The organism is Paraplanobispora takensis (assembly GCF_016863195.1).
In the GTDB taxonomy this organism is placed as follows: domain Bacteria; phylum Actinomycetota; class Actinomycetes; order Streptosporangiales; family Streptosporangiaceae; genus Planobispora; species Planobispora takensis.
The window spans coordinates 129,319-148,726 of sequence record NZ_BOOK01000039.1 but is presented as its reverse complement, the minus strand read 5'-3'; the positions used below and the strand labels follow the sequence as shown (position 1 = coordinate 148,726).

Annotated in this window: 16 protein-coding genes; 6 read left to right on the top strand and 10 right to left on the bottom strand. The window is 71.4% G+C overall.

The features are described from left to right. Positions 1-162 precede the first annotated feature (162 nt). The 4 genes from Pta02_RS27545 to Pta02_RS27530 all read left to right on the top strand — a co-directional run bounded on the left by Pta02_RS27545 (position 163) and on the right by Pta02_RS27530 (position 7,493). Positions 163-2,028 (top strand): serine/threonine-protein kinase, encoded by a 1,866-nt coding sequence (locus Pta02_RS27545; RefSeq protein WP_203877847.1) that lies wholly within the window; start codon positions 163-165, stop codon positions 2,026-2,028. A gap of 120 nt (positions 2,029-2,148) precedes the next feature. Then, positions 2,149-2,502, top strand: coding sequence for a YciI family protein (locus Pta02_RS27540; protein ID WP_203877846.1), 354 nt, complete (start codon positions 2,149-2,151; stop codon positions 2,500-2,502). 119 nt (positions 2,503-2,621) lie between these two features. Continuing rightward, positions 2,622-3,893: an RNA polymerase sigma factor gene (locus Pta02_RS27535; protein WP_203877845.1), complete on the top strand. Its 1,272-nt coding sequence runs from the start codon at positions 2,622-2,624 to the stop codon at positions 3,891-3,893. A gap of 333 nt (positions 3,894-4,226) precedes the next feature. Then, complete coding sequence (locus Pta02_RS27530) at positions 4,227-7,493, top strand: chemotaxis protein CheB (RefSeq protein ID WP_203877844.1); 3,267 nt, start codon at positions 4,227-4,229, stop codon at positions 7,491-7,493. 147 nt (positions 7,494-7,640) lie between these two features. Here the strand turns inward: Pta02_RS27530 and Pta02_RS27525 are convergent, their stop codons facing one another. After that, positions 7,641-8,804 (bottom strand): acyl-CoA dehydrogenase family protein, encoded by a 1,164-nt coding sequence (locus tag Pta02_RS27525; protein WP_203877843.1) that lies wholly within the window; start codon positions 8,802-8,804, stop codon positions 7,641-7,643. A gap of 328 nt (positions 8,805-9,132) precedes the next feature. On the opposite strand from Pta02_RS27525, the gene Pta02_RS27520 reads away from it, so the two are divergent. Beyond that, positions 9,133-10,452 carry a UDP-glucose dehydrogenase family protein gene (locus Pta02_RS27520; RefSeq protein WP_203877842.1) on the top strand — a complete coding sequence of 440 codons (1,320 nt, stop codon included), beginning with the start codon at positions 9,133-9,135 and terminating at the stop codon, positions 10,450-10,452. A gap of 415 nt (positions 10,453-10,867) precedes the next feature. Here Pta02_RS27520 and purE read toward each other — a convergent pair whose 3' ends face one another. The 3 genes from purE to Pta02_RS27505 all read right to left on the bottom strand — a co-directional run bounded on the left by purE (position 10,868) and on the right by Pta02_RS27505 (position 13,636). Next, positions 10,868-11,371: a 5-(carboxyamino)imidazole ribonucleotide mutase gene (gene purE, locus Pta02_RS27515; protein WP_203877841.1), complete on the bottom strand. Its 504-nt coding sequence runs from the start codon at positions 11,369-11,371 to the stop codon at positions 10,868-10,870. A gap of 68 nt (positions 11,372-11,439) precedes the next feature. Beyond that, a complete protein-coding gene (locus tag Pta02_RS27510; RefSeq protein WP_275423617.1) occupies positions 11,440-12,597 on the bottom strand; it encodes a 5-(carboxyamino)imidazole ribonucleotide synthase in 1,158 nt (385 codons plus the stop codon). A gap of 148 nt (positions 12,598-12,745) precedes the next feature. Continuing rightward, positions 12,746-13,636, bottom strand: a complete 891-nt coding sequence (locus Pta02_RS27505; protein ID WP_203877840.1) for a DUF8094 domain-containing protein — start codon at positions 13,634-13,636, stop codon at positions 12,746-12,748. A 362-nt stretch (positions 13,637-13,998) separates the two neighbouring features. Here Pta02_RS27505 and Pta02_RS27500 point away from each other — a divergent pair, with 362 nt between their 5' ends. Further along, a complete protein-coding gene (locus Pta02_RS27500; protein WP_203877839.1) occupies positions 13,999-14,478 on the top strand; it encodes a GtrA family protein in 480 nt (159 codons plus the stop codon). Between the two features lie 71 nt (positions 14,479-14,549). Here the strand turns inward: Pta02_RS27500 and Pta02_RS27495 are convergent, their stop codons facing one another. From Pta02_RS27495 to Pta02_RS27470, 6 genes are all read right to left on the bottom strand, one after another. Further along, complete coding sequence (locus Pta02_RS27495) at positions 14,550-15,827, bottom strand: ATP-binding protein (RefSeq protein ID WP_203877838.1); 1,278 nt, start codon at positions 15,825-15,827, stop codon at positions 14,550-14,552. Between the two features lie 3 nt (positions 15,828-15,830). After that, complete coding sequence (locus Pta02_RS27490; protein WP_012888073.1) at positions 15,831-16,499, bottom strand: response regulator transcription factor; 669 nt, start codon at positions 16,497-16,499, stop codon at positions 15,831-15,833. A gap of 248 nt (positions 16,500-16,747) precedes the next feature. After that, positions 16,748-17,230 carry a bacterioferritin gene (gene bfr / locus Pta02_RS27485; RefSeq protein WP_203877837.1) on the bottom strand — a complete coding sequence of 161 codons (483 nt, stop codon included), beginning with the start codon at positions 17,228-17,230 and terminating at the stop codon, positions 16,748-16,750. A gap of 14 nt (positions 17,231-17,244) precedes the next feature. Continuing rightward, positions 17,245-17,424 (bottom strand): (2Fe-2S)-binding protein, encoded by a 180-nt coding sequence (locus Pta02_RS27480; protein ID WP_203877836.1) that lies wholly within the window; start codon positions 17,422-17,424, stop codon positions 17,245-17,247. A 182-nt stretch (positions 17,425-17,606) separates the two neighbouring features. Continuing rightward, positions 17,607-18,617 (bottom strand): adenylate/guanylate cyclase domain-containing protein, encoded by a 1,011-nt coding sequence (locus Pta02_RS27475; RefSeq protein ID WP_239131266.1) that lies wholly within the window; start codon positions 18,615-18,617, stop codon positions 17,607-17,609. Positions 18,618-18,804: 187 nt separating this feature from the next. Beyond that, complete coding sequence (locus Pta02_RS27470) at positions 18,805-19,329, bottom strand: PH domain-containing protein (RefSeq protein WP_203877835.1); 525 nt, start codon at positions 19,327-19,329, stop codon at positions 18,805-18,807. Positions 19,330-19,408: the final 79 nt, after the last annotated feature.

Here is a 19,408-nt window from a genome sequence, read left to right as displayed (position 1 = left end):
GGGCGGCCCGTCTGAGCGGCCCGTCGCCCGGTCCGTCTGAGCCGTACGGCCCGCGGGGCCGTCGTGCTTTCCCCTCCCTCCCGCTTCCCGCAGGGAGCGTTTCCTGCAACGCTTCGTGATGGAGCGTTCGCACGACCGCTCCGCGGGACCGACGGGAGCACGATGGACCCTCTGCAGCCACGGGATCCGGACCGGGTGGGCGGCTACCGGTTGCTTGGCCGTCTGGGCGAGGGCGGGCAGGGGACGGTCTATCTCGCCGAGGACGCGTCCGGGCTGCGGGTGGCGGTCAAGACCCTGAACGCCGCGTCGAGCTCCGACCCGGTACGGCGGCGCTACTTCGCCAGCGAGGCCTCGCTGATCCGCCAGGTGTCCTCGTTCTGCGTGGCGGAGGTCCTGGACGCCGACCTCGACAGCGAGCATCCCTACATCGTCAGCGAGTACGTCGAGGGCCCCTCCCTGCGGGCCGCCGTCGCCACCGCAGGACCGCGGACGGGGGGCGCGCTGCGGCGCCTGGCGATCGGCACCGTCACCGCGCTGGCCGCGATCCACCAGGCGGGGATCGTGCACCGGGACTTCAAGCCGCCCAACGTCCTGCTCGGCCCGGACGGGGCCCGGGTGATCGACTTCGGGATCGCCCGGCTGCTGGACACCGCCACCACCACGACCGGCAACGTCATCGGCACCGTCGCGTACATGTCACCCGAGCAGGTGTCCGGCTCCCGCGTCGGGTTCGCCTCCGACATGTTCGGCTGGGCCGCCACGATGGCCTACGCGGCGGGCGGGCGACCGCCCTTCGGGCAGGACAGCGTTCCGGCGATCATGTACCGGATCCTGCACTCCGAGCCCGATCTCCCGGCGCTGCCCGCCGACCTGGCCGAGGTGGTGGAGGCCTGCCTGGCCAAGGATCCCGACCGGCGCCCGTCCGCCCGGGAGGTGCTGCTGCGCCTGATCGGGGACGACGGCACGGGCGACGGGACCACTCTCGGAACGGGGCGGGAGAGGCCGACGGCGCCGGCGGTACCGGCCGGGCTGTCCGCCGCACCGTCCCCGGCTCTCGCGGTGGGGAACGCACCGTTCCCGGCTTCCCCGGCGGAAGGAACATCGGCCGGGACGACCGCCGTACCGGCTCCCACCCTCCCGGTGGAAGGAGCGTCGGCCGTACCGGCTCCGACTCTCCCGGCGGGCGGGCCACCGGCCGGGGCCGCCGCCGTACCGCCCGCCACCCTCACCGCGCCGGAGGCCACCCGCCGGTTCGAGACCGGCCGCGGAGGGCGGCCGGGCGGGGCGTCCCGGCGACGGTGGCTCTGGGGGGCGCTCAGTGTCCTGGTGGCGCTGGCCGTCACGGCCGCGGTCATGCTGCTGCGGCCCGGCTCCGCCGATCCGGTCGCCGAGGCGGGGGGCGAGCTGCTGTTCTCCGACGACTTCAGCGAGCGCAGGGGCTGGGACGGCTACACCTTCAACCCCGACGCTCCGGAGGGCGAACGCACCTACAGAGGCCATGAGATCGAACGCGGCGTCTTCTCGCTGCGAGCCGACCAGTCCTATCCGTCCAATGCGGCCCTGTCGCCGGTCCCGCTCAAGGACCCGGGCGCGATCTCGTCCGCCGCGCCCGATGTGCTGATCGGCGTGACCGCCCGGATGAGCGCGGACTCCGTCGGGCCCGGGGAGTTCGGCCTGATGTGCCGGTGGGATGAGGACATCCCCCAGGGATACAGGTTCCTGCTCGGCCTCGACGGCGCCGCCCGGGTGACCAAGGCCGTCCAGGGCATCCACCGGGATCTCGGGTCCGGACAGGCCGCCGCCCCGTCCGCCGACCGGCCGGTACGGCTGCAGGCCGCCTGCCGTTCGAGCGGCACCGGCACCCGCCTCACCTTCTGGGTCGACGGCACCCAGGTGATCGACGTCACCGACCCCCAGGCGCCGGTGTCCTCCACCGCCCAGTCCGGGCTGATCGCGCAGGTGAAGCCGAGCGGAGGAGGCCCGCTCACGGTGTCCTTCGACGACTTCGCACTCCACCGGGCCCGGTGATTGCGAGTCCTCCGGAAGTTCTGAGAAAAAATTCCGTGACCCGTGTCGATCGGACGTCCCTCCGTTCGACGCGTCAGCGGAGGCCGGGACGGACCCGGCCGGCGACGGAAGGAGACCCCGATGCGGTTCCTCATGATGACCACGGACGACCGCTCCGCGGACAACCCCCCGGACGAGGCGATGATGGCCCAGATGGCCGAGTTCATCGAGGAGATGAGCAAGTCGGGGGTGCTGCTGGCCACCGGCGGGCTGGACCCGCGGGCCACCCGCATCACGTCCTCGGGCGGGAAGATCACTGTGACCGACGGCCCGTACACCGAGGCCAAGGAGGTCGTCGTCGGGTTCGCGCTCATCGAGACGCGTACCAAGGAGGAGGCGATCGAGCTGTCCAAGCGCTTCTGGAAGATCGTCGGCGACGGCGAGGGTGTGATCCAGCAGGTGTTCGGTCCCGGGGACGTGCCTCCCGGCCAGTGACCGGCCGCACCGGACCGCGTGCGCGGTGAGCGCTGACGGGCTCCCGACCAGGCGGGTCGTCCCGCCCGGGAGCCCGTCCGGCTTGCGCGGGAGGCGGTGCGGATGCTCTGATCGTCCGCGTGACGGCCTCTGACACCCACCGGGCGATCGACGCGGTCTGGCGGATCGAGTCGGCCCGGATCATCGCCGGTCTCGCACGGATGGTGCACGACATCGGTCTCGCCGAGGAGCTGGCGCAGGACGCGCTCGTCGCGGCGCTCGAGCAGTGGCCGGAGTCGGGCGTGCCGGACAACCCGGGCGCATGGCTCATGGCCATCGCCAAACGCCGGGCCGTCGACCGGATCCGCCGTCAGCAGCGGCTGGAACAGAAGCTGGAGGAGATCGGGCACGGGCTGGAGACCGAGGACCCGGCGCCGGAGTTCGACGCCGTCCTCGATGCCGTCGACGACGAGCCCATCGAGGACGACATCCTCCGGCTGGTGTTCACCGCCTGCCACCCGATCCTGTCCCCGCAGGCCCGCGCCGCGCTCACCCTGCGGATGCTCGGCGGCCTGACGACCGAGGAGATCGCGCGGGCGTTCCTGGTCTCGGAGGCGACCGTCGCGCAGCGGATCGTCCGCGCCAAGCGCACGCTCTCCGAGGCGGGCGTGCCGTTCGAGGTACCCGAGGGCGCCGAGCGCGCCGGACGGCTGGCCTCGGTCCTGGAGGTCATCTACCTGATCTTCAACGAGGGGTACGCCGCGACCGCGGGCACCGAGTGGATGCGCCTGGACCTGTGCCAGGAGGCGCTGCGCCTGGGCCGCATCCTGGCCGAGCTGGCACCGGAGGAGTCCGAGGTCCACGGGCTCGTCGCGCTCATGGAGATCCAGGCCTCGCGCTCGCGGGCGCGCACCGGCCCGTCCGGCGAGCCCGTCCAGCTCCTCGACCAGAACCGCGCCCTGTGGGACCGGCTGCTGATCAGGCGCGGCGTCGAGGCGCTGCTGCGCGCCGAGAAGCTCGGCGTCCCGCCCGGTCCGTACGTGCTGCAGGCCGCGATCGCCATCTGCCACGCGCAGGCCGTCACCGCAGAGGAGACCGACTGGGCACGCATCTGCGCCCTCTACGAGGTGCTCGCGCGGGTGGCCCCGTCACCCGTCGTGGAGCTCAACCGCGCGGTCGCGCTCGCCATGGCGTACGGCCCCGAGCGCGGGCTGGAACTCGTCGACACCCTCGTCTCCGAACCGTCGCTCAAGGACTACCACCTCCTGCCCTCGGTCCGCGGCGACCTGCTGACCAGGCTCGGCCGCCTCGACGAGGCCCGCGAGGAGTTCGAACGCGCCGCCTCCCTCACCCGCAACGCCCCCGAACGCGACCTCCTGCTGGAACGCGCCGCCGCCTGCGCCTCCGGCTGACCCGCACCGCCGCCTGCATGTCCGTCCGACCCGCGGAGCCCGTACACGCATCCGGCCGGCCCGCGGGGCCCGTACACGCATCCGGCCGGCCCGCGGGGCCCGTACGCGGCGCCGGTCCCCGGCCGGTTCCCGCAAGCATGGCGTCCCCGGCCCTCGCGCACGCTGCCCCGCGGGTGGAGACTTGGCGTGCACGTCCGTGCTGCGGGTTCAGCGCGCACCGGTTCGGAGGCCGGGTGACCGGGGCCGCTCCGGCCGGGGACCAGATGGCGGAGCCGGACTCGATCTGACCGGCGCGACGTCGCCGTGTGCCGCCGTCGGTCGAGGTGGTCCAGCATGAACGATCAGAAGCGGGCCGGCCGGGAAACGGTCGTCGACGTGGTCGCGATGGTGACGTCGGCGGGCGGGTTGAACGCGCTGACCACGGTGCTGCGCGACCTCCCGGCGGACCTGCCGGCGGCGGTGGTGGTGCAGCAGCACCTGGGCAGCGGCCACGGCCTGGTGCCGATTCTCGAGCGGCGGACCGGGCGCCCCGTGATGTGGGCGGTCGACGGCGCACGCCTGACGCCGGGCGTGGTGGTGGTCTGCCCGCCGCGCATGCGGCTGGAGGTCTTCCCGGACGGCAGGTGCGCGCTCATCGCATCGGGCGGGGCCCTGGACTATCCTCACGACGCCCTGCTGCGGTCGCTGGCGGACGCGTTCGGCCCGCGTGCGCTGGCCGTGGTGCTGACCGGCATGGGCCGCGACGGCTCGGCGGGCACCGCGGCGTTCAAGGCGGCCGACGGGATCGTGTTCGCGCAGGACGAGGAAACCGCCGAGTTCCCGGCGATGCCGCAGGCGGCCGCCGAGGCCGGCGCCGACCTGGTGCTGCCGCTGCACGAGATCGGCGGCCTCGTCGCCGAGGTCGTGCACGGCGGGCCGCTCCCGCGTCCGAAGAGCGAGATCGAAGCGGTCCGGGAGATCTTCGGCGGTCCGTCGGTCATGGAGGGCATCGCCCGCGAGGTCGACTGGGCGCGCACGTCTCTGGGCCCGGTGACCACTTGGGCGCCCATCCTGCGGACGACGGTGCGGCTGATCATGGCCTCGCCCATGCCGCTCGTCCTGCTCTGGGGCGAACAGCACATCATGCTTTACAACGACGGCAGCATGGAACAGGGCGGGGCGAAGCACCCGGAACACTTCGCCCGCCCCGGTTTCGAGATGTGGCCGGAGGCCCGCCCGACGACGGAACCCCTGTACGACCGCGCGATGAGCGGAGAGTCGGTGCACCTGCCCGACACCCGCTGGCTCCTCAGCCGCCTCGGCAAGCCGCAGTATGCGTGGTTCGACATCACGTTCTCGCCCGTGTGGGACGATCACGGCGACATCGCCGGGATCCTCCAGTCGTCCCACGAGCGCACCGCCGAGGTGCTGTCGGCGCGGAGACTGCGGACGCTCAACCGCCTCGCGGCGGCACCGGCCTCGTACAACCGGCGGAAGGTCCTGAAGGGGGCGCTGGCGGTGCTCGGAGAGGCCGCCGACGTCCTGTTCGCCGCGGCGTACCTGCTCGACGCGTCCGGGAGGCGGGCGAGCCTGGTCGGCGCCGCCGGGGCCGAGGAGGGCGTCGGACTGGCGCCGTGGGAGCTGCGGCTGGTTCCCGGCGCCGCCTGGCCTCTGCAGCAGGCCGTCGAGACGCGCCGCCCGGTGCCGGTCGAGGACGTGGGCATGCGTTTCCGCGGCCACCTCGCCGGGCCTGAACAGCTCGCCCCGGAGTCCGCGGTGCTGCACCCGCTGCTGGACAAGGCCGAGGAGAAGATCGTCGGGGTGCTGGTGCTCGGCGCGCACCCCCGCCTGCCGCTGGACGACCGCTACCGCGAGTTCCTGGCGCTGACCGGTGAGACGATCACTGCGAAGGTCGCCGAGTCGCACGCCCGCCGGCGTGAGCGGCAGCGGCTGGAGCGGCTGGCCGAGCTGGACCGCGCCAAGACGGAGTTCTTCTCCAACGTCAGCCACGAGTTCCGCACCCCGCTGACGCTGATGCTGGCCCCGCTGGAGGAGCTGCTCCGGCACCCCGGGGATCCCATCCCGGCGCGCCGGTCGGACGTCGAGCTGGTGCAGCGCAACGCCCGGCGGCTGCTGCGGCTGGTCGGCACGCTGCTGGACTTCTCCCAGGTCGAGGCCGGCCGGCTGCGGGCGCGGTTCGCACCCGTCGACCTGGCGACGCTGACCACGCAGGTCGCGTCGATGTTCCGCGGCGCTGCGGAGAGCGCGGGGCTGAGGCTGACCGTGCAGGCACCGCCGTTGCCCGAGCCCGTGTGGGTGGATGCGGAGATGTGGGAGAAGGTCGTCTCCAACCTGGTGTCCAACGCGCTGAAGTTCACCTGGGAGGGATCCGTCGAGATCGGGCTGCGGGCGCTGCCCAAGCACGCGGAGCTGACCGTGCGCGACACCGGCGTCGGCATCCCCGCCGACCAGCTGCCGTATGTCTTCAAGCGCTTCCACCGGGTGCCGGAGACCCGCGGGCGCACACACGAGGGAGCCGGGATCGGGCTGGCCCTCGTCCACGAGCTCGTCCGCCGCCACCACGGCAGGATCCGGGTCACCAGCGAGGAGGGCGCCGGCACCGCGTTCACCGTCTGGCTGCCGCTCGGCCGACGGCCCGGCCCGGAGGGCCCGCCGGCCCCGGCCGCGCGGATCGGGCAGGTGATGGCGGCGATGGCCGAGGAGGCCGTGCACTGGAATCCCGTCCGCGAGCGGAACCACGCCGCGATGGGGCTGGACGACGAGACCCCGCTCCGCGACCTGGACACCGGGCAGGCGGCCGGGGCCCGGGTGCTCGTCGCCGAGGACAACGCGGACATGCGCGATTACCTGGTCCGCCTGCTCGGCACGACCTGGCGGGTGACCGAGGCGCGCGACGGCGCCGAGGCGCTCGATCTGGCCCGCCGCGAACCGCCCGAGCTCATCCTGGCGGACGTGATGATGCCGGGCATGGACGGCTTCGCACTGCTGCAGAAGATCCGCGCCCACGAGGTGCTGGCGCCCACACCGTTCATCCTGGTCACGGCGCGCGCCGGAGAGCAGAGCGCGATCGAGGGGATGCTCGCCGGCGCCGACGACTACATCGTCAAGCCGTTCTCGGCCCGCGAGCTTCTCGCCCGGGTCGGGGCCCAGCTGGAGCTGTCCCGGATGCGCCGCGCCACCGAGCGCGCCCTGCACGTCAGCGAGGAGCGGTTGCGGCGCATCCTGGAGACCGAGAACGTCGGGGTGCTGCACTTCGACGACACCGGCACCTTGATCGACGCCAACGACGCCTTCCTGCGGATCAGCGGCTACACCCGGGCCGACGTCGAAAGCGGCGGGCTGAACTGGCAGTGGATGACCCCGCCGGAGTGGGCCACGGTCAGCGAGCAGCAGATGGAGCAGCTGGCCGCCACCGGCTACATCGGCCCCTACCAGAAGGAGTACATCTGCAAGGACGGGACGCGGCGGTGGATGCTGTTCGCCGGCCGCGACCTCGGCGACGGGACGATCTCCGAATTCTGCATCGACATCAGCGACCTCAAACACCCGCAGGACGCGACGGCACCGCCCCATGACCCCACCGCCCGCGCACCCGGCTGATCCGGGCCCCTCAGAGGGCTGGATGTCCCGTCCCTGCACCGTGTCTCACGGAACAGGGACGGAACAGGACCGTCCGGCAGATCATCCGCAGGTCACGAAGACTGACGGACGATTCCACGAAGGAGAGAGCTTCCCCTGCTCAGGGGCCTACTTCAGGAGCTGGCGGGCCATCACCATGCGCTGGATCTGGTTGGTGCCCTCGTAGATCTGGGTGATCTTGGCGTCGCGCATCATGCGCTCGACCGGGAACTCGCTGGTGTAGCCGTACCCGCCCAGGAGCTGGACCGCGTCGGTGGTGATCTCCATGGCGGCGTCGGAGGCGGCGCACTTGGCGGCGCTGGAGAAGAACGTCAGGTCGGCCTGGGGCTCGCCGTGGGCGGCCAGTTCGGACTTGGCGGCGGCGGCGTAGGTGAGCTGACGGGCGGCCTCCAGCTTCATCGCCATGTCGGCGAGCATGAACTGCACGCCCTGGAACTCGGCGATGGCCTTGCCGAACTGCTTGCGCTCCTTGACGTAGCCGATGGCGTAGTCCAGCGCGCCCTGGGCGATGCCGAGCGCCTGGGCGGCGATCGTGATGCGGGTGTGGTCCAGGGTGGCCAGCGCGGTCTTGAAGCCGGTGCCGGGCTCGCCGATCATCCGGGACGCCGGGATGCGGACGTCCTCCATGATGACCTGACGGGTCGGGGAGCCCTTGATGCCGAGCTTCTTCTCCTTGGGACCGAAGCTGACGCCCTCGTCGGACTTCTCCACGACGAACGCGGAGATGCCCTTGGCGCCGACGCCGGGCTCGGTCACGGCCATCACCGTGTAGTACTCCGACACCCCGGCGTTGGTGATCCACATCTTGGCGCCGTTGAGCACGTAGTGGTCGCCGTCGGCCACCGCGCGGGTCTTCATCGCCGCGGCGTCGCTGCCCGCCTCGGCCTCGGACAGGGCGTAGGAGAACATCGCCTCGCCCCGCGCGACCGGCGCGAGGTACTGCTGCTTGAGCTCCTCCGAGGCCGACAGCAGCAGCGGCACGGTGCCGAGCTTGTTGACCGCCGGGATCAGCGAGGACGACGCGCAGGCCCGCGCCACCTCCTCGATGACGATCACGGTCGCGAGCGCGTCGGCGCCGGCGCCGCCGTACTCCTCGGGGATGTGCACGGCGTGCAGGTCGGCGGCGGCCAGGGCCTTGTAGACGTCCCAGGGGAACTCCCCCGTCTCGTCGGCCTCGGCGGCCCGAGGGGCGATCTTCTCGTCGGCGAGGGCGCGGACGGTCTCCCGGAGCATCTGGTGCTCTTCGGGCAGCGCGTAGAGAGGGAAGCTCATGAGAAAATAGTAGGACGTCCAACAAAGTATGCACCGTTCCACGGGTGTGATATCCGCCGCTGTGTGTTTACGCAGGTGGCAGCGTGGCATGGAACCCTCCGAGCCTGATCGGCCAGGCTTCCCGTCCGCCCCGCGTGCGACCGTCGTCCCCGCCCCCTGGGACTCTTGGGTCGCAGTAGACCCTCCCATGACGCTTATGTCGGACATCGGACCGGAAACCGGCTGCAGGCCCTCCTGTCAAGAGGACAGGGCCTGGGTACTAAAAGAAAGAGTCAAGGATGCCGGTACCCTGTCCGCGATGGATTGGGTAGAACCGAAAGGATCCGCAGTGGCCTACCGCCTTACTGTGCTGGGGACCGGATACCTGGGCGCCACGCATGCGGCATGCATGGCCGAGCTGGGCTTCGAAGTGCTCGGGCTGGACGTCGACCCCGCCAAGGTCGCCAGCCTGCAGGCCGGCGATCTGCCCATCCACGAGCCCGGGCTGGAAGAGATCCTGCGCCGCAACCTCGCCAACGGCCGGCTGCGCTTCACGACCTCCTACGAGGAGGCCGCGGCCTTCGGCGACGTGCACTTCGTGTGCGTGGGCACCCCCCAGAAGAAGGGCGAGTACGCCGCCGACGTCTCCTACCTCGACGCCGTGATCGACTCGCTGGCCCCCCACCTGACCCGCGAGTGCCTGGTCGTGGGCAAGTCCACCGTGCCCGTCGGCACCGCCCAGCGGCTGGCCGACAGGCTGACGCGGCTGGCGCCCGTCGGCGAGGGGGCCGAGCTGGCCTGGAACCCCGAGTTCCTCCGTGAGGGGTTCGCGGTCGAGGACACCCTGCACCCGGACCGGATCGTGCTGGGCGTGCGCTCGGAGAAACCCGAGAAGATCATGCGCGAGGTCTACACCTCCATGCTCGACTCCGGCACCCCGCTGGTCGTCACCGACTACCCGACCGCCGAGCTGGTCAAGGTCGCCGCCAACGCCTTCCTCGCCACCAAGATCTCCTTCATCAACGCGATGGCCGAGGTCTGCGAGGCCTCGCACGCCGACGTCAAGCAGCTCTCGCTGGCGCTGTCCTACGACGACCGGATCGGCGGGCGGTTCCTCAACCCCGGTCTGGGCTTCGGCGGCGGCTGCCTGCCCAAGGACATCCGCGCCTTCATGGCCCGCGCCGGGGAGCTGGGCGCCGACCAGGCGCTGACCTTCCTGCGCGAGGTGGACGCCATCAACATGCGCCGCCGCGCCCGCATGGTCGACCTGGCCCGCGAACTGACCGGCGGCTCCTTCACCGGCTGCCGGCTCGCGGTGCTGGGAGCGGCGTTCAAGCCCAACTCCGACGACATCCGCGACTCCCCCGCCCTGGACGTCGCCGTCAACATCCGCCGCCAGGGCGGCCGGGTCACGGTCTACGACCCCGTCGCCCAGGAGAACGCCCGCCGCGCCCACCCCGAGCTCCACTACGGCGACTCCGCCCTCGACGCCGCCCGCGACGCCCACGTCGTGCTGCTGCTGACCGAGTGGCAGGAGTTCGTCGATCTCGATCCCGAGGAGCTGGGCGCCGTGGTCGCCTCCCGGAAGATCGTCGACGGCCGCAACGCCCTCGACGCCGAGACCTGGCGCGCCGCCGGCTGGCACTACCGCGCCCTCGGCCGCCCGTGACGGCCCGCCTCGGCCCCCGGAACCCCGCCCGGCTGCCGGCAACGGCCTCACCGGGCCTCCGGTAACGGCCTCATCCGGCTTTTCGACGTACGGCCCCGCCCGCACGGCGCCACCCGCCGACCGCGGCCCCCTCCCGTCGGCCCGCTCCTGCGGCGTGCGGGGCCGCTCGCCGCAACGCCCCTCACCTGTCCGGGTGAACCCTCGGGTCAGCGGGACGTGTGGGAGCTTCCGGTATGCGTGGCCGGGTTATGGTCGTCGCCCGCGCCCACGCTTCCGAGCACGGCCAGGACGGCTATCAGTCCACCGAGAACGGCGCGTATCGCATATCTCATGATCCTCACCTCTGATGCCAGTGGAGATCACCCTCTTCCCCGGCAGGCGCCGTCTATCCCTCCGTTCTCCCGGATCCGGCCGGTCAGGCTCCGAGGTCGGCGGCTTCGGCGCGCAGGCGGGCGCCCTTGGCGTGGGCCTGCTCCTTCAGGGACTCCTGGAACCGCTCCATCCTGGCCCGCAGCTCCGCGTCCGAGGCGGCGAGGATCCGCACGGCCAGCAGGCCGGCGTTGCGGGCGCCGCCGATGGCGACGGTGGCGACCGGGACGCCGGCGGGCATCTGGACGATGGACAGCAGGGAGTCCATGCCGTCGAGGTACTTCAGCGGGACGGGCACGCCGATCACCGGGAGCGGGGTCACCGAGGCGAGCATGCCGGGCAGGTGGGCGGCTCCCCCGGCACCGGCGACGATGACCTTCAGGCCGCGCTCCGCCGCCCGCGTGCCGTACTCGATCATCTCCTGGGGCATGCGGTGCGCGGAGACCACGTCGGCCTCGAACTCCACGCCGAACTCGGCGAGCGCCTCGGCGGCCGGCCGCATCACCGGCCAGTCCGAGTCGCTACCCATCACGATGCCGACGGTGGCCATTCGATCTCCTTCGCCGGGCGCCTGCCCGATCATGCGGTGTCCGGGTGTGTCGTGCGCGGTCGCGCGGGTCAGGTGTAGACGCCGTCGGCCAGGTAGGCGGCGGCGTGGCGGGCCCGGGCGCGGACCTCGCCGAGGTCGGTGCCCAGGGCGGTGACGTGCCCGATCTTGCGGCCGGGCCGTACCTCCTTGCCGTAGAAGTGCACCTTGACGTCCGGGTCGTGGGCCATCACGTGCTCGTAGCGGGAGAAGACGTCCGGGTCTTCGCCGCCGAGGAGGTTGGCCATCACGACGACGGGGGCGGCCGGCGCGGGCGAGCCGAGCGGGAGGTCGAGTACGGCGCGCAGGTGCTGCTCGAACTGGGAGGTCCGGGCGCCGTCGATGGTCCAGTGGCCGCTGTTGTGGGGACGCATCGCCAGCTCGTTCACCACGAGGCCGGAGGAGGTCTCGAACATCTCCACGGCCAGCAGCCCGGTCACGCCCAGCTCGGTGGCGACCTTCAGGGCGATCCCCTGCGCGACCGCGGCCCGCTCGGGGTCGAGACCGGGCGCGGGGGCGAGCACCTCGACGCAGATGCCGTCCTGCTGCACGGTCTCCACGACCGGGTAGCTGACCCCTTGGCCGTGCGGGGAGCGGGCGACGAGCACGGCCAGCTCCCGCTCGAAGGTCACGAACGCCTCGGCCATCAGCGGCACCCCGCTCGCCAGGACCTCCTCGGCGTCCTGCGCGGACCGGCAGACCCACACGCCGCGGCCGTCGTAGCCGCCGCGCACGGCCTTGAGCACGAACGGCCAGCCGTTCTCCCCGCCGAAGGCCTCCACGTCGGCGGCCGTGGCGATCCGCCGCCAGGCGGGGCAGGGGACGCCGATCGCGGTCAGCCGCTCGCGCATCACGGCCTTGTCCTGGGCGTGCACGAGCGCCGCTGCCCCGGGGTGGATGGCGACGCCGTCGGCGGCGAGCGCGGCGATGTGCCCGGTGGGCACGTGCTCGTGGTCGAAGGTGACAGCGTCGCAGCCCTTGGCGAAGTCGCGCAGGTCGGCCAGGTCGCGGTAGTCGCCGACGCGCACGTCGGAGATCACCCGGGCGGCGCTGTCACCGGCGGACTCGGCCAGCACCCGCAACTCCACACCCAGGGCGATGGCCGCCTGCTGGGTCATCCGGGCCAGCTGGCCCGCTCCGATCATGCCGACGACGGGGCCGAGGGGACCGGCCGGGGAAGCGCTGTTCACGTCCGCTGAGCTTACCGGCCCCGGGTACGGTGCCCGCGCGGTGGTCAGCCGCTGGGCCGGGCGGCGGAGCCCGGACGGAAGACCGCGGTCAGCCGGCGGTCAAGGTGCTCGGGTCGCGTCGACCGCCGGGCGGGGCGGTCCGGTCGCGTCAGCCGGTGGTCAGAGTGGTCAGGTCGCGGCGGACGGCCACGGTGGAGAGCCTCCCCTGCCGGGTGACCTTGGTGACGAGCAGGACCGTCTCGGTGCCGGTCAGCTCGGCGGCCTTGTCACTCCCGGTGAATCCGCGCAGGTCGTCCTTGCCGTAGATCGGACGGGCCAGCGAGGACCGGCCGGACCCCGGCCGCTGCCGGTACTCCACCTCCAGGGCGTGGATCACCAGCGCGCCCCCGTCCGGCAGCCGCAGGGCCCGCTGCGGGCCGATGAGCAGCCGGACGTCGGAGGTGAGCCGGTCGGGGCGGACCTTCTGCGGCCGCTCCACCAGTTCCCTGAGCAGGTCGGCGGCGACGTCGCCCTTGGGGAAGGTCACCCCGCTCACCCCGGCGGGGTCGGTGAGGTAGGCGAGATAGCGCTGCGGCACCAGGCGGGCCCTCACGCCGATGGAGGGGTCGTCGGTGGGCACGGCCTCACCGGAGGTCTCCGGCGCGTCGTCGCCGTCCACGGGGATGGGACCGGCGGCGAGCCGCCAGGTGCCGGCCTCGTCGGTGAACAGGAAGTAGGCCGGTTCGGGCTTGCGGGCCAGGGCGACGAACCAGCGCTCCTGCCCGGCGGCGGCCGGGAGGAAGAACTCCGGGTCGGTGTAGTCCGCACCGGCGGGAGCTGAGCGGCCGTTCCGGGTCGCCTCGCAGGCACGACCGCCCAGCGTATTCTCCGCCCAGGCGGTCAGGCGGTCGACCGCGGCGCAGTCACGGTCCCGCCAGGCGTCGCTCAGCTTCCCCAGCAACGAGAAGGCCTGGGCGGCCTCGGCGTGCTCGACCGTGCGGGCGGACGCCTCCGACGACGGCCCCGGCTCGGGCACCGCGACCTGACCGTCGTTCCGCACGCCACAACCGGCCACGGCGCACAGGCCGAGGAGCAGGATGAGCAGTCGGCGGGGCAAAGGTCGGTTCCGAGGGGTCGTGGCCGTCACGTGCGGCGATCCGTCTGGACCGATCGCGGAGAGCGGATCTCCCCGGAGGTCTCCCGCGATCTACCCGATCAGGGTAACGTCAGATGCCCCGATTTATCCGCCGTTGTATGACATTTATAGAAATGTTCTTGAGCACCGAAGGGCACTGACCCGGCCGACCTCTGCGCGGAGCCCGCGGCACCACCGGTAGCCTGGCAGAAGTGCCGGAGATCCACTGGCAGACAATCCCCCGCGGCGGATCCGCAGCCGACCCAGGAAAGGACCGTGCAGCAGACGTGCAGTTCCTTCGACACGCCTACGAGCGGTTCGCCGGTCTGGCGCGCGAGCTGGCCAAGTTCGGGACCATCGGAGCCATCGCCTTCGTGATCGACTTCGGCTCCACCAACCTGCTGCGCTTCGGCTTCGGCTGGGGCCCGCTGACGTCCAAGGTCGTGGCCACGATCATCGCGGCGACCTTCGCCTACGCGGGCAACCGCTTCTGGACGTTCCGGCACCGGGAGCAGTCGGGACTCGCCCGCGAGTACTTCCTGTTCTTCCTGCTCAACGGCATCGGCCTGCTGATCTCGATGCTGGTGATCGGCTTCGTGACCTACACGCTCGGCCTGCACGACCCGCTGAGCTACAACGCCGCCCTGCTGGTCGGCACGGTGCTGGGCACGCTGTTCCGGTTCTGGTCCTACAAGCGCTGGGTCTTCCTGGCCGCCACGGAGGAGATCCCCCGGGAGCTCCCCGACGAGACCACGCGGGTCCACTGACCCCCGGTCGCGCCGGTCCCCCGGCCGCCTGACCACGCCGATCCTGCGGCGGCACACGCCGGCCACCCCGATCAGGCGGGTCCGCTGACCACCCGGTTCCGGCCGGAGTCGCCCACCGGGCGCAGGAAGATGGCGAAGGCCGCCGGGCGGGGCCGTACGAGCTCCAGACGTCCGCCGTCGGCGGCGGCCAGCGCCCGTGCGAGGGTCAGTCCCAGACCGGTGCCCCCGGCGCCGCTCATGTTCCGTTCGAAGACGCGGGGGGCGATCTCCTCGGAGATCCCGTCGCCCTGGTCGGCGATCTCGATCACGATCGACTTGTCGGTGTTGCTGGTGGTCACCGTCACCGGGCCGCCACCGTGCTTCAGGGAGTTCTCCAGCAGAGTGGAGACCACCTGGCTGATCCCGCCGCTGGTGCCCAGGGCCTTGAGCTCCCGCGTGCCGGACAGGACCAGCCTCCTGCCGACCCGGCTGAAGGCCGGGCCCCACTCGATGAACTGCTGGTCCAGGAGGGCGTCGAGCTCGACCACCGAGGTCTGGGCGTGGCGCTGCCTGCGCGCCGCGGCGAGCAGCTCGTCGATCACCGCGGTCAGCCGCTCGGCCTGCACGATCGCGGCCTCGCCCTCCTCCTTGACGACGACGGGGTCGTCGGCGGCCGCCACGATCTCCTCCAGGCGCATCGTCAGGCCGGTGAGCGGTGTGCGCAGCTGGTGGGAGGCGTCGGTCGCGAACTCGCGCTCCCTGGCCAGCAGGTCGGCGATCCGCGTGGCGCTGCGGTCCAGCACCTCGGCCACCCGGTCGAGCTCCTGGATGCCGTAGCGGTGCCTGCTCGGCCGGGCCTCTCCCGAGCCGAGCCGTTCGGCGATCATGGCCAGGTCGCGGAGCGGAAGCGTCAGCCGGCGTGACTGCACCACGGCGAGCCCCACCGCCACCGCCAGAGCGACCGCGGCGAGCACCACGATGAGCAGGAGCCAGGCGTGGATCTGCTGCTCGATCTGGGTCTTGTCACGGCTGACGGAGACGTAGATCCCGCTCTCCGACTCGGCGGTCGCGTTGAGCCTGCGCTCCTGCGCCGGCTCCGTGCCCACCTGGGTCACCTGTGGGGGGGTTCCCTTGGCGTAGATCAGTATGTGGCGGTCGGGATATTTCCTCTTGAGTTGTTCGGGATCGATCGGCTGGTCCTGCGTCCGGGCGTAGTCGACCTCGTTGAGAAGGCTCTTGGCCTCCCCGGAAAGCCCCTGGATGGCCTCCTCCTGGATCAGGCGGTTGACCAGCACCCCCAGCGGGATGCCGAGGAGCAGCACCGCGATGGCCGCGACGAGCAGCGTGGAGGAGAGCAGGCGGCGGCGCATCGCCTACTCGCGTTCGAACCGGAAGCCGACCCCTCGAACCGTCGTGATGTAGCGCGGCTTGGCGGCGTCGTCGCCGAGCTTGCGACGCAACCAGGAGATGTGCATGTCCAGGGTCTTGGTGGAGCCCCACCAGTTGGTGTCCCACACCTCCCGCATGATCTGCTCGCGGGTGACGACCTTGCCGGCGTCGCGCACGAGCACGCGGAGCAGGTCGAACTCCTTGGTGGTCAGGTGCAGCTCCTTGTCGCCCATCCAGGCGCGCCGGGAGTCGGCGTCGATGCGGACGCCCTGGACCACGGGCGTCTCGGACGTGCCGCGCCGCAGCAGGGCGCGGACTCTGGCCAGCAGCTCCGCCAGGCGGAACGGCTTGGTGACGTAGTCGTCGGCCCCGGCGTCGAGACCGACCACGGTGTCCACCTCGTCGACGCGGGCGGTGAGTATGAGCACCGGAGTGCCGTGGCCCTCGGCGCGGATGCGACGGGCCACTTCAAGGCCGTCCATCTCGGGAAGGCCCAGGTCAAGAACGATCAAGTCGATGCCACCCGACAGAGCCCTCTCCAAGGCCTGTGGGCCGTCGGGGCTCACCTCCACCTGATAGCCCTCACGGCGCAGTGCGCGCGCCAGCGGCTCGGAGATCGAGGTGTCATCCTCGGCGAGAAGTACGCAGGTCATGTTGAGAGCGTAGGACCTTAGGCGATCGTTTCCCGGGCATAGCGCGCGGTTTGACTTGCCGTTGACCTATCTATTGACCTGGGCAAACACTGATAAATCCCGGTTAGTCATCCCGCACCGGTCCCCGAGAAGGGGTACGGCTCCCGCCGCGGGAACCCCGCGAACGGTCAGGGCTTCCTCGATCGCCCTCGGACAAAAAGAACACGCCCGACCGGAAGGGATCCGATGGGCGTGTCTGGGCGGTTCTCTCAGGAAGCCGACGGCGGTTCCGCGTAGCGGGCCAGATACAACTGCTCGCCGAGGCTCTCGATGAGCGACAGCTCCGTCTCGAGATAGTCGATGTGGTGCTCCTCGTCGGCGAGGATGTCCTCGAAGAGGCGGGCGGAGGTGATGTCGCCCTTCTCCCTCATCACACCGATCGCCGGACTGATGCGCCGGACGACCTCCAGCTCGACCTCCAAGTCGGCCCGGAGCTGCTCCTGCACCGTCTGGCCGATGCGCAAAGTGCCCAGCCTCTGGTAGTTCGGCAGGCCTTCCAGGAAGAGGATCCGGTCGGTCAGCTTCTCCGCGTGGCGCATCTCGTCGATGGACTCGTCACGGGTGTGCTTCGCCAGCCTGGTATATCCCCAGTTCTCCTGCATCTTGGCGTGCAGGAAGTACTGGTTGATCGCGGTCAGCTCGGCGGTGAGCTGCTCGTTCAGCATTTCGATGATCTGCTTGTCGCCCTGCATCGGCGGGCTCCTTGTTATGCGGCGGTCGTCAAATCCTCAGACCGCTTCAGGATCGCACAGATTCTGCGCACGCAAGAAGCACAGTCGCTCCCGGCGCCGGTGGTGTCGCGGATTTGCCGAGCGCTCTTCGCTCCTGCGGCGATGCAGTCATGCACCTCGTTCTCAGTCACCGCGCGGCAGACACACACATACATGGCGAGGGAGGGACCTCTCGAGAAAGACTAACACATAGGTAAGGCACACCTAAGGTAACCCAGTTTGGTAAGGCTTGCCTACGTGACCTGGGCCACATGGATCCATCTGAAGGGAAAGGTCTTTCAGGACGAACGAGACGTTAGATGGCCTACCAGCCCTTTCCAGGGACGTACGGGCACGCTCAGGCCCTGCGCAGGACGTACGGCTGGACGACGCCCAGCCCCCGCACCGGGCGGCGCCGGATGCGGTGCGTCTCCAGCCCGGGCGCCTCCTCCACGGCGTCGGCCAGCCCGCCGTCGACGACGATCGTCCCGGGCCGGGCGACGGCCGTCAGGCGCGCCGCCAGGTTGACCGTGGTCCCGAAGACGTCGCCCATCATCGGCAGCACCGGGCCGTAGGACAGCCCCACCCGGACCTGGGGACCGTCCCTGCCGATCGCGTCGACGAGGTCCAGCGCGATGGCGGCGGCCGTACGGGGCTCGGCGGCGGTGAACAGCACCTCGTCGCCGAGGGTCTTGACCAGCCGGCCCCCGTGCGCGGCCACCACGTCGGCGGCCTGGGACTCGAACCCCTCGACCAGCTCGGCCAGGCCGAACTCGTCCAGCTCGCGGGAGACCCGGGTGAAGGAGACCAGATCGGCGAAGCCCACCGCGAGGATCAGCCGGGTGGGCAGGACCTCCTCGTTCATGTCGGTGATGGTCAGCAGCCGGGTGCCGGCGGCGGCCAGCTGGGACCGCCAGACGTGGACCAGGACCAGCTCGAAGTCGGGCAGCAGTTCCCGCGCGGTCTCCATGACCGCCGCCAGGTCGGCGTCGGTGGGCGGGCGGCCGGGATCGAGCATCGCGCCGATCATGATCTCGGCCTGCCACTGGGCGAGCCTGGCCGTGGTCTGCCCCAGCGCCCTGGTCATCCGGATGACGGTCTGCTCGTCGAGCAGGCCGCTCTCCATCATCGCCCGGACCCGCTTCAGCGCGATCACATCGGCGTCGGTGAAGGCCACGGCGTCGTCCGGGAGCGTGGGGAATCCCAGCGCCCGCCAGATCCGCTCGGTCAGCTCCTGGGGGACCCCGGAGCTCTCGGCGACCTGGATCCGGGTGTGGCGGGGCGGCGGACCGACGAAGAGCCGTTCGATCTCCTCCGCCGTCGGACGGCCCGGCGACTCCTCGTGCTCCATCTTCCCCCTTCCGCTCATGGGCGTCCTTTCCCGGCCCCAGTACAGTGCACCATCCCGACGCGGCGCACCATCCCGACGCGGCGCACCATCCCGACGCGGCGCACCATCCCGACCCGGCGCACCATCCCGACCCGGCGCACCGCCCCAGTGGAGTGCACCGCCTCAGTAGAGCGCACCGGCGCCCCCTCCCGGGCGTCCGCGCCCCTCAGGCGCGCTCATCGGGCCGTCCCCCCGGCTGCCCGTCGGCGGCCTCGTCGAGGGCGTGGAACAGCTCGGCCCGCACGTTCTGCAGGTCGGGGATGTCGCGCAGGACGATCCGGCCCTGCTCCCCCGCCGACTCGACGATGAGCGTGCCGCAGCCGAGGATCCGCTCCATCAGCGTCTGGTCCGCGCTGACCGTGTTGACCTTGCTCATCGGGATGTCGTCGTGGGACTTGTTCAGCACGCCGGTGCTGATCGTGAGCCGGTGCGAGGTGAGCACGTACGAGGTGTTCTTCCACTGCAGGTACGGCACGAACGACCAGACGGTCAGCAGCCCGACGGCGACCACGCCCACCGCCACCCGGGCGTGGAGGTCGTAGGCGAAGGCCGGCATGAAGAACATCGCGGCGCCGGAGGCGGCGGCGATGACGAGCAGCGCCAGAAGCGGGATGACCAGGCGCTTCCAGTGAGGGTGGAACGACCGGATGCGCCGCTCCCCCTCCGTGAGGTGATGATCGGGGAGACCCATGGGCAAATCGTGGCACGCCCGCGCGCCCCGCGTCAGGAGACGGCCATGCGTCCCCGCCGGGAGACGGCCGCGCGCCCCG

Bases quoted from the DNA above. Each gene is read 5' to 3' on its own strand.
- Pta02_RS27545 (WP_203877847.1), top strand. From the start codon at position 163: ATGGACCCTCTGCAGCCACGGGATCCGGACCGGGTGGGCGGCTACCGG.
- Pta02_RS27540 (WP_203877846.1), top strand. From the start codon at position 2,149: ATGCGGTTCCTCATGATGACCACGGACGACCGCTCCGCGGACAACCCC.
- Pta02_RS27530 (WP_203877844.1), top strand. From the start codon at position 4,227: ATGAACGATCAGAAGCGGGCCGGCCGGGAAACGGTCGTCGACGTGGTC.
- Pta02_RS27525 (WP_203877843.1), bottom strand. From the start codon at position 8,804: ATGAGCTTCCCTCTCTACGCGCTGCCCGAAGAGCACCAGATGCTCCGG.
- purE (WP_203877841.1), bottom strand. From the start codon at position 11,371: ATGGCCACCGTCGGCATCGTGATGGGTAGCGACTCGGACTGGCCGGTG.
- Pta02_RS27495 (WP_203877838.1), bottom strand. From the start codon at position 15,827: ATGCGCCGCCGCCTGCTCTCCTCCACGCTGCTCGTCGCGGCCATCGCG.
- Pta02_RS27490 (WP_012888073.1), bottom strand. From the start codon at position 16,499: ATGACCTGCGTACTTCTCGCCGAGGATGACACCTCGATCTCCGAGCCG.
- bfr (WP_203877837.1), bottom strand. From the start codon at position 17,230: ATGCAGGGCGACAAGCAGATCATCGAAATGCTGAACGAGCAGCTCACC.
- Pta02_RS27480 (WP_203877836.1), bottom strand. From the start codon at position 17,424: ATGTATGTGTGTGTCTGCCGCGCGGTGACTGAGAACGAGGTGCATGAC.
- Pta02_RS27475 (WP_239131266.1), bottom strand. From the start codon at position 18,617: ATGAGCGGAAGGGGGAAGATGGAGCACGAGGAGTCGCCGGGCCGTCCG.
- Pta02_RS27470 (WP_203877835.1), bottom strand. From the start codon at position 19,329: ATGGGTCTCCCCGATCATCACCTCACGGAGGGGGAGCGGCGCATCCGG.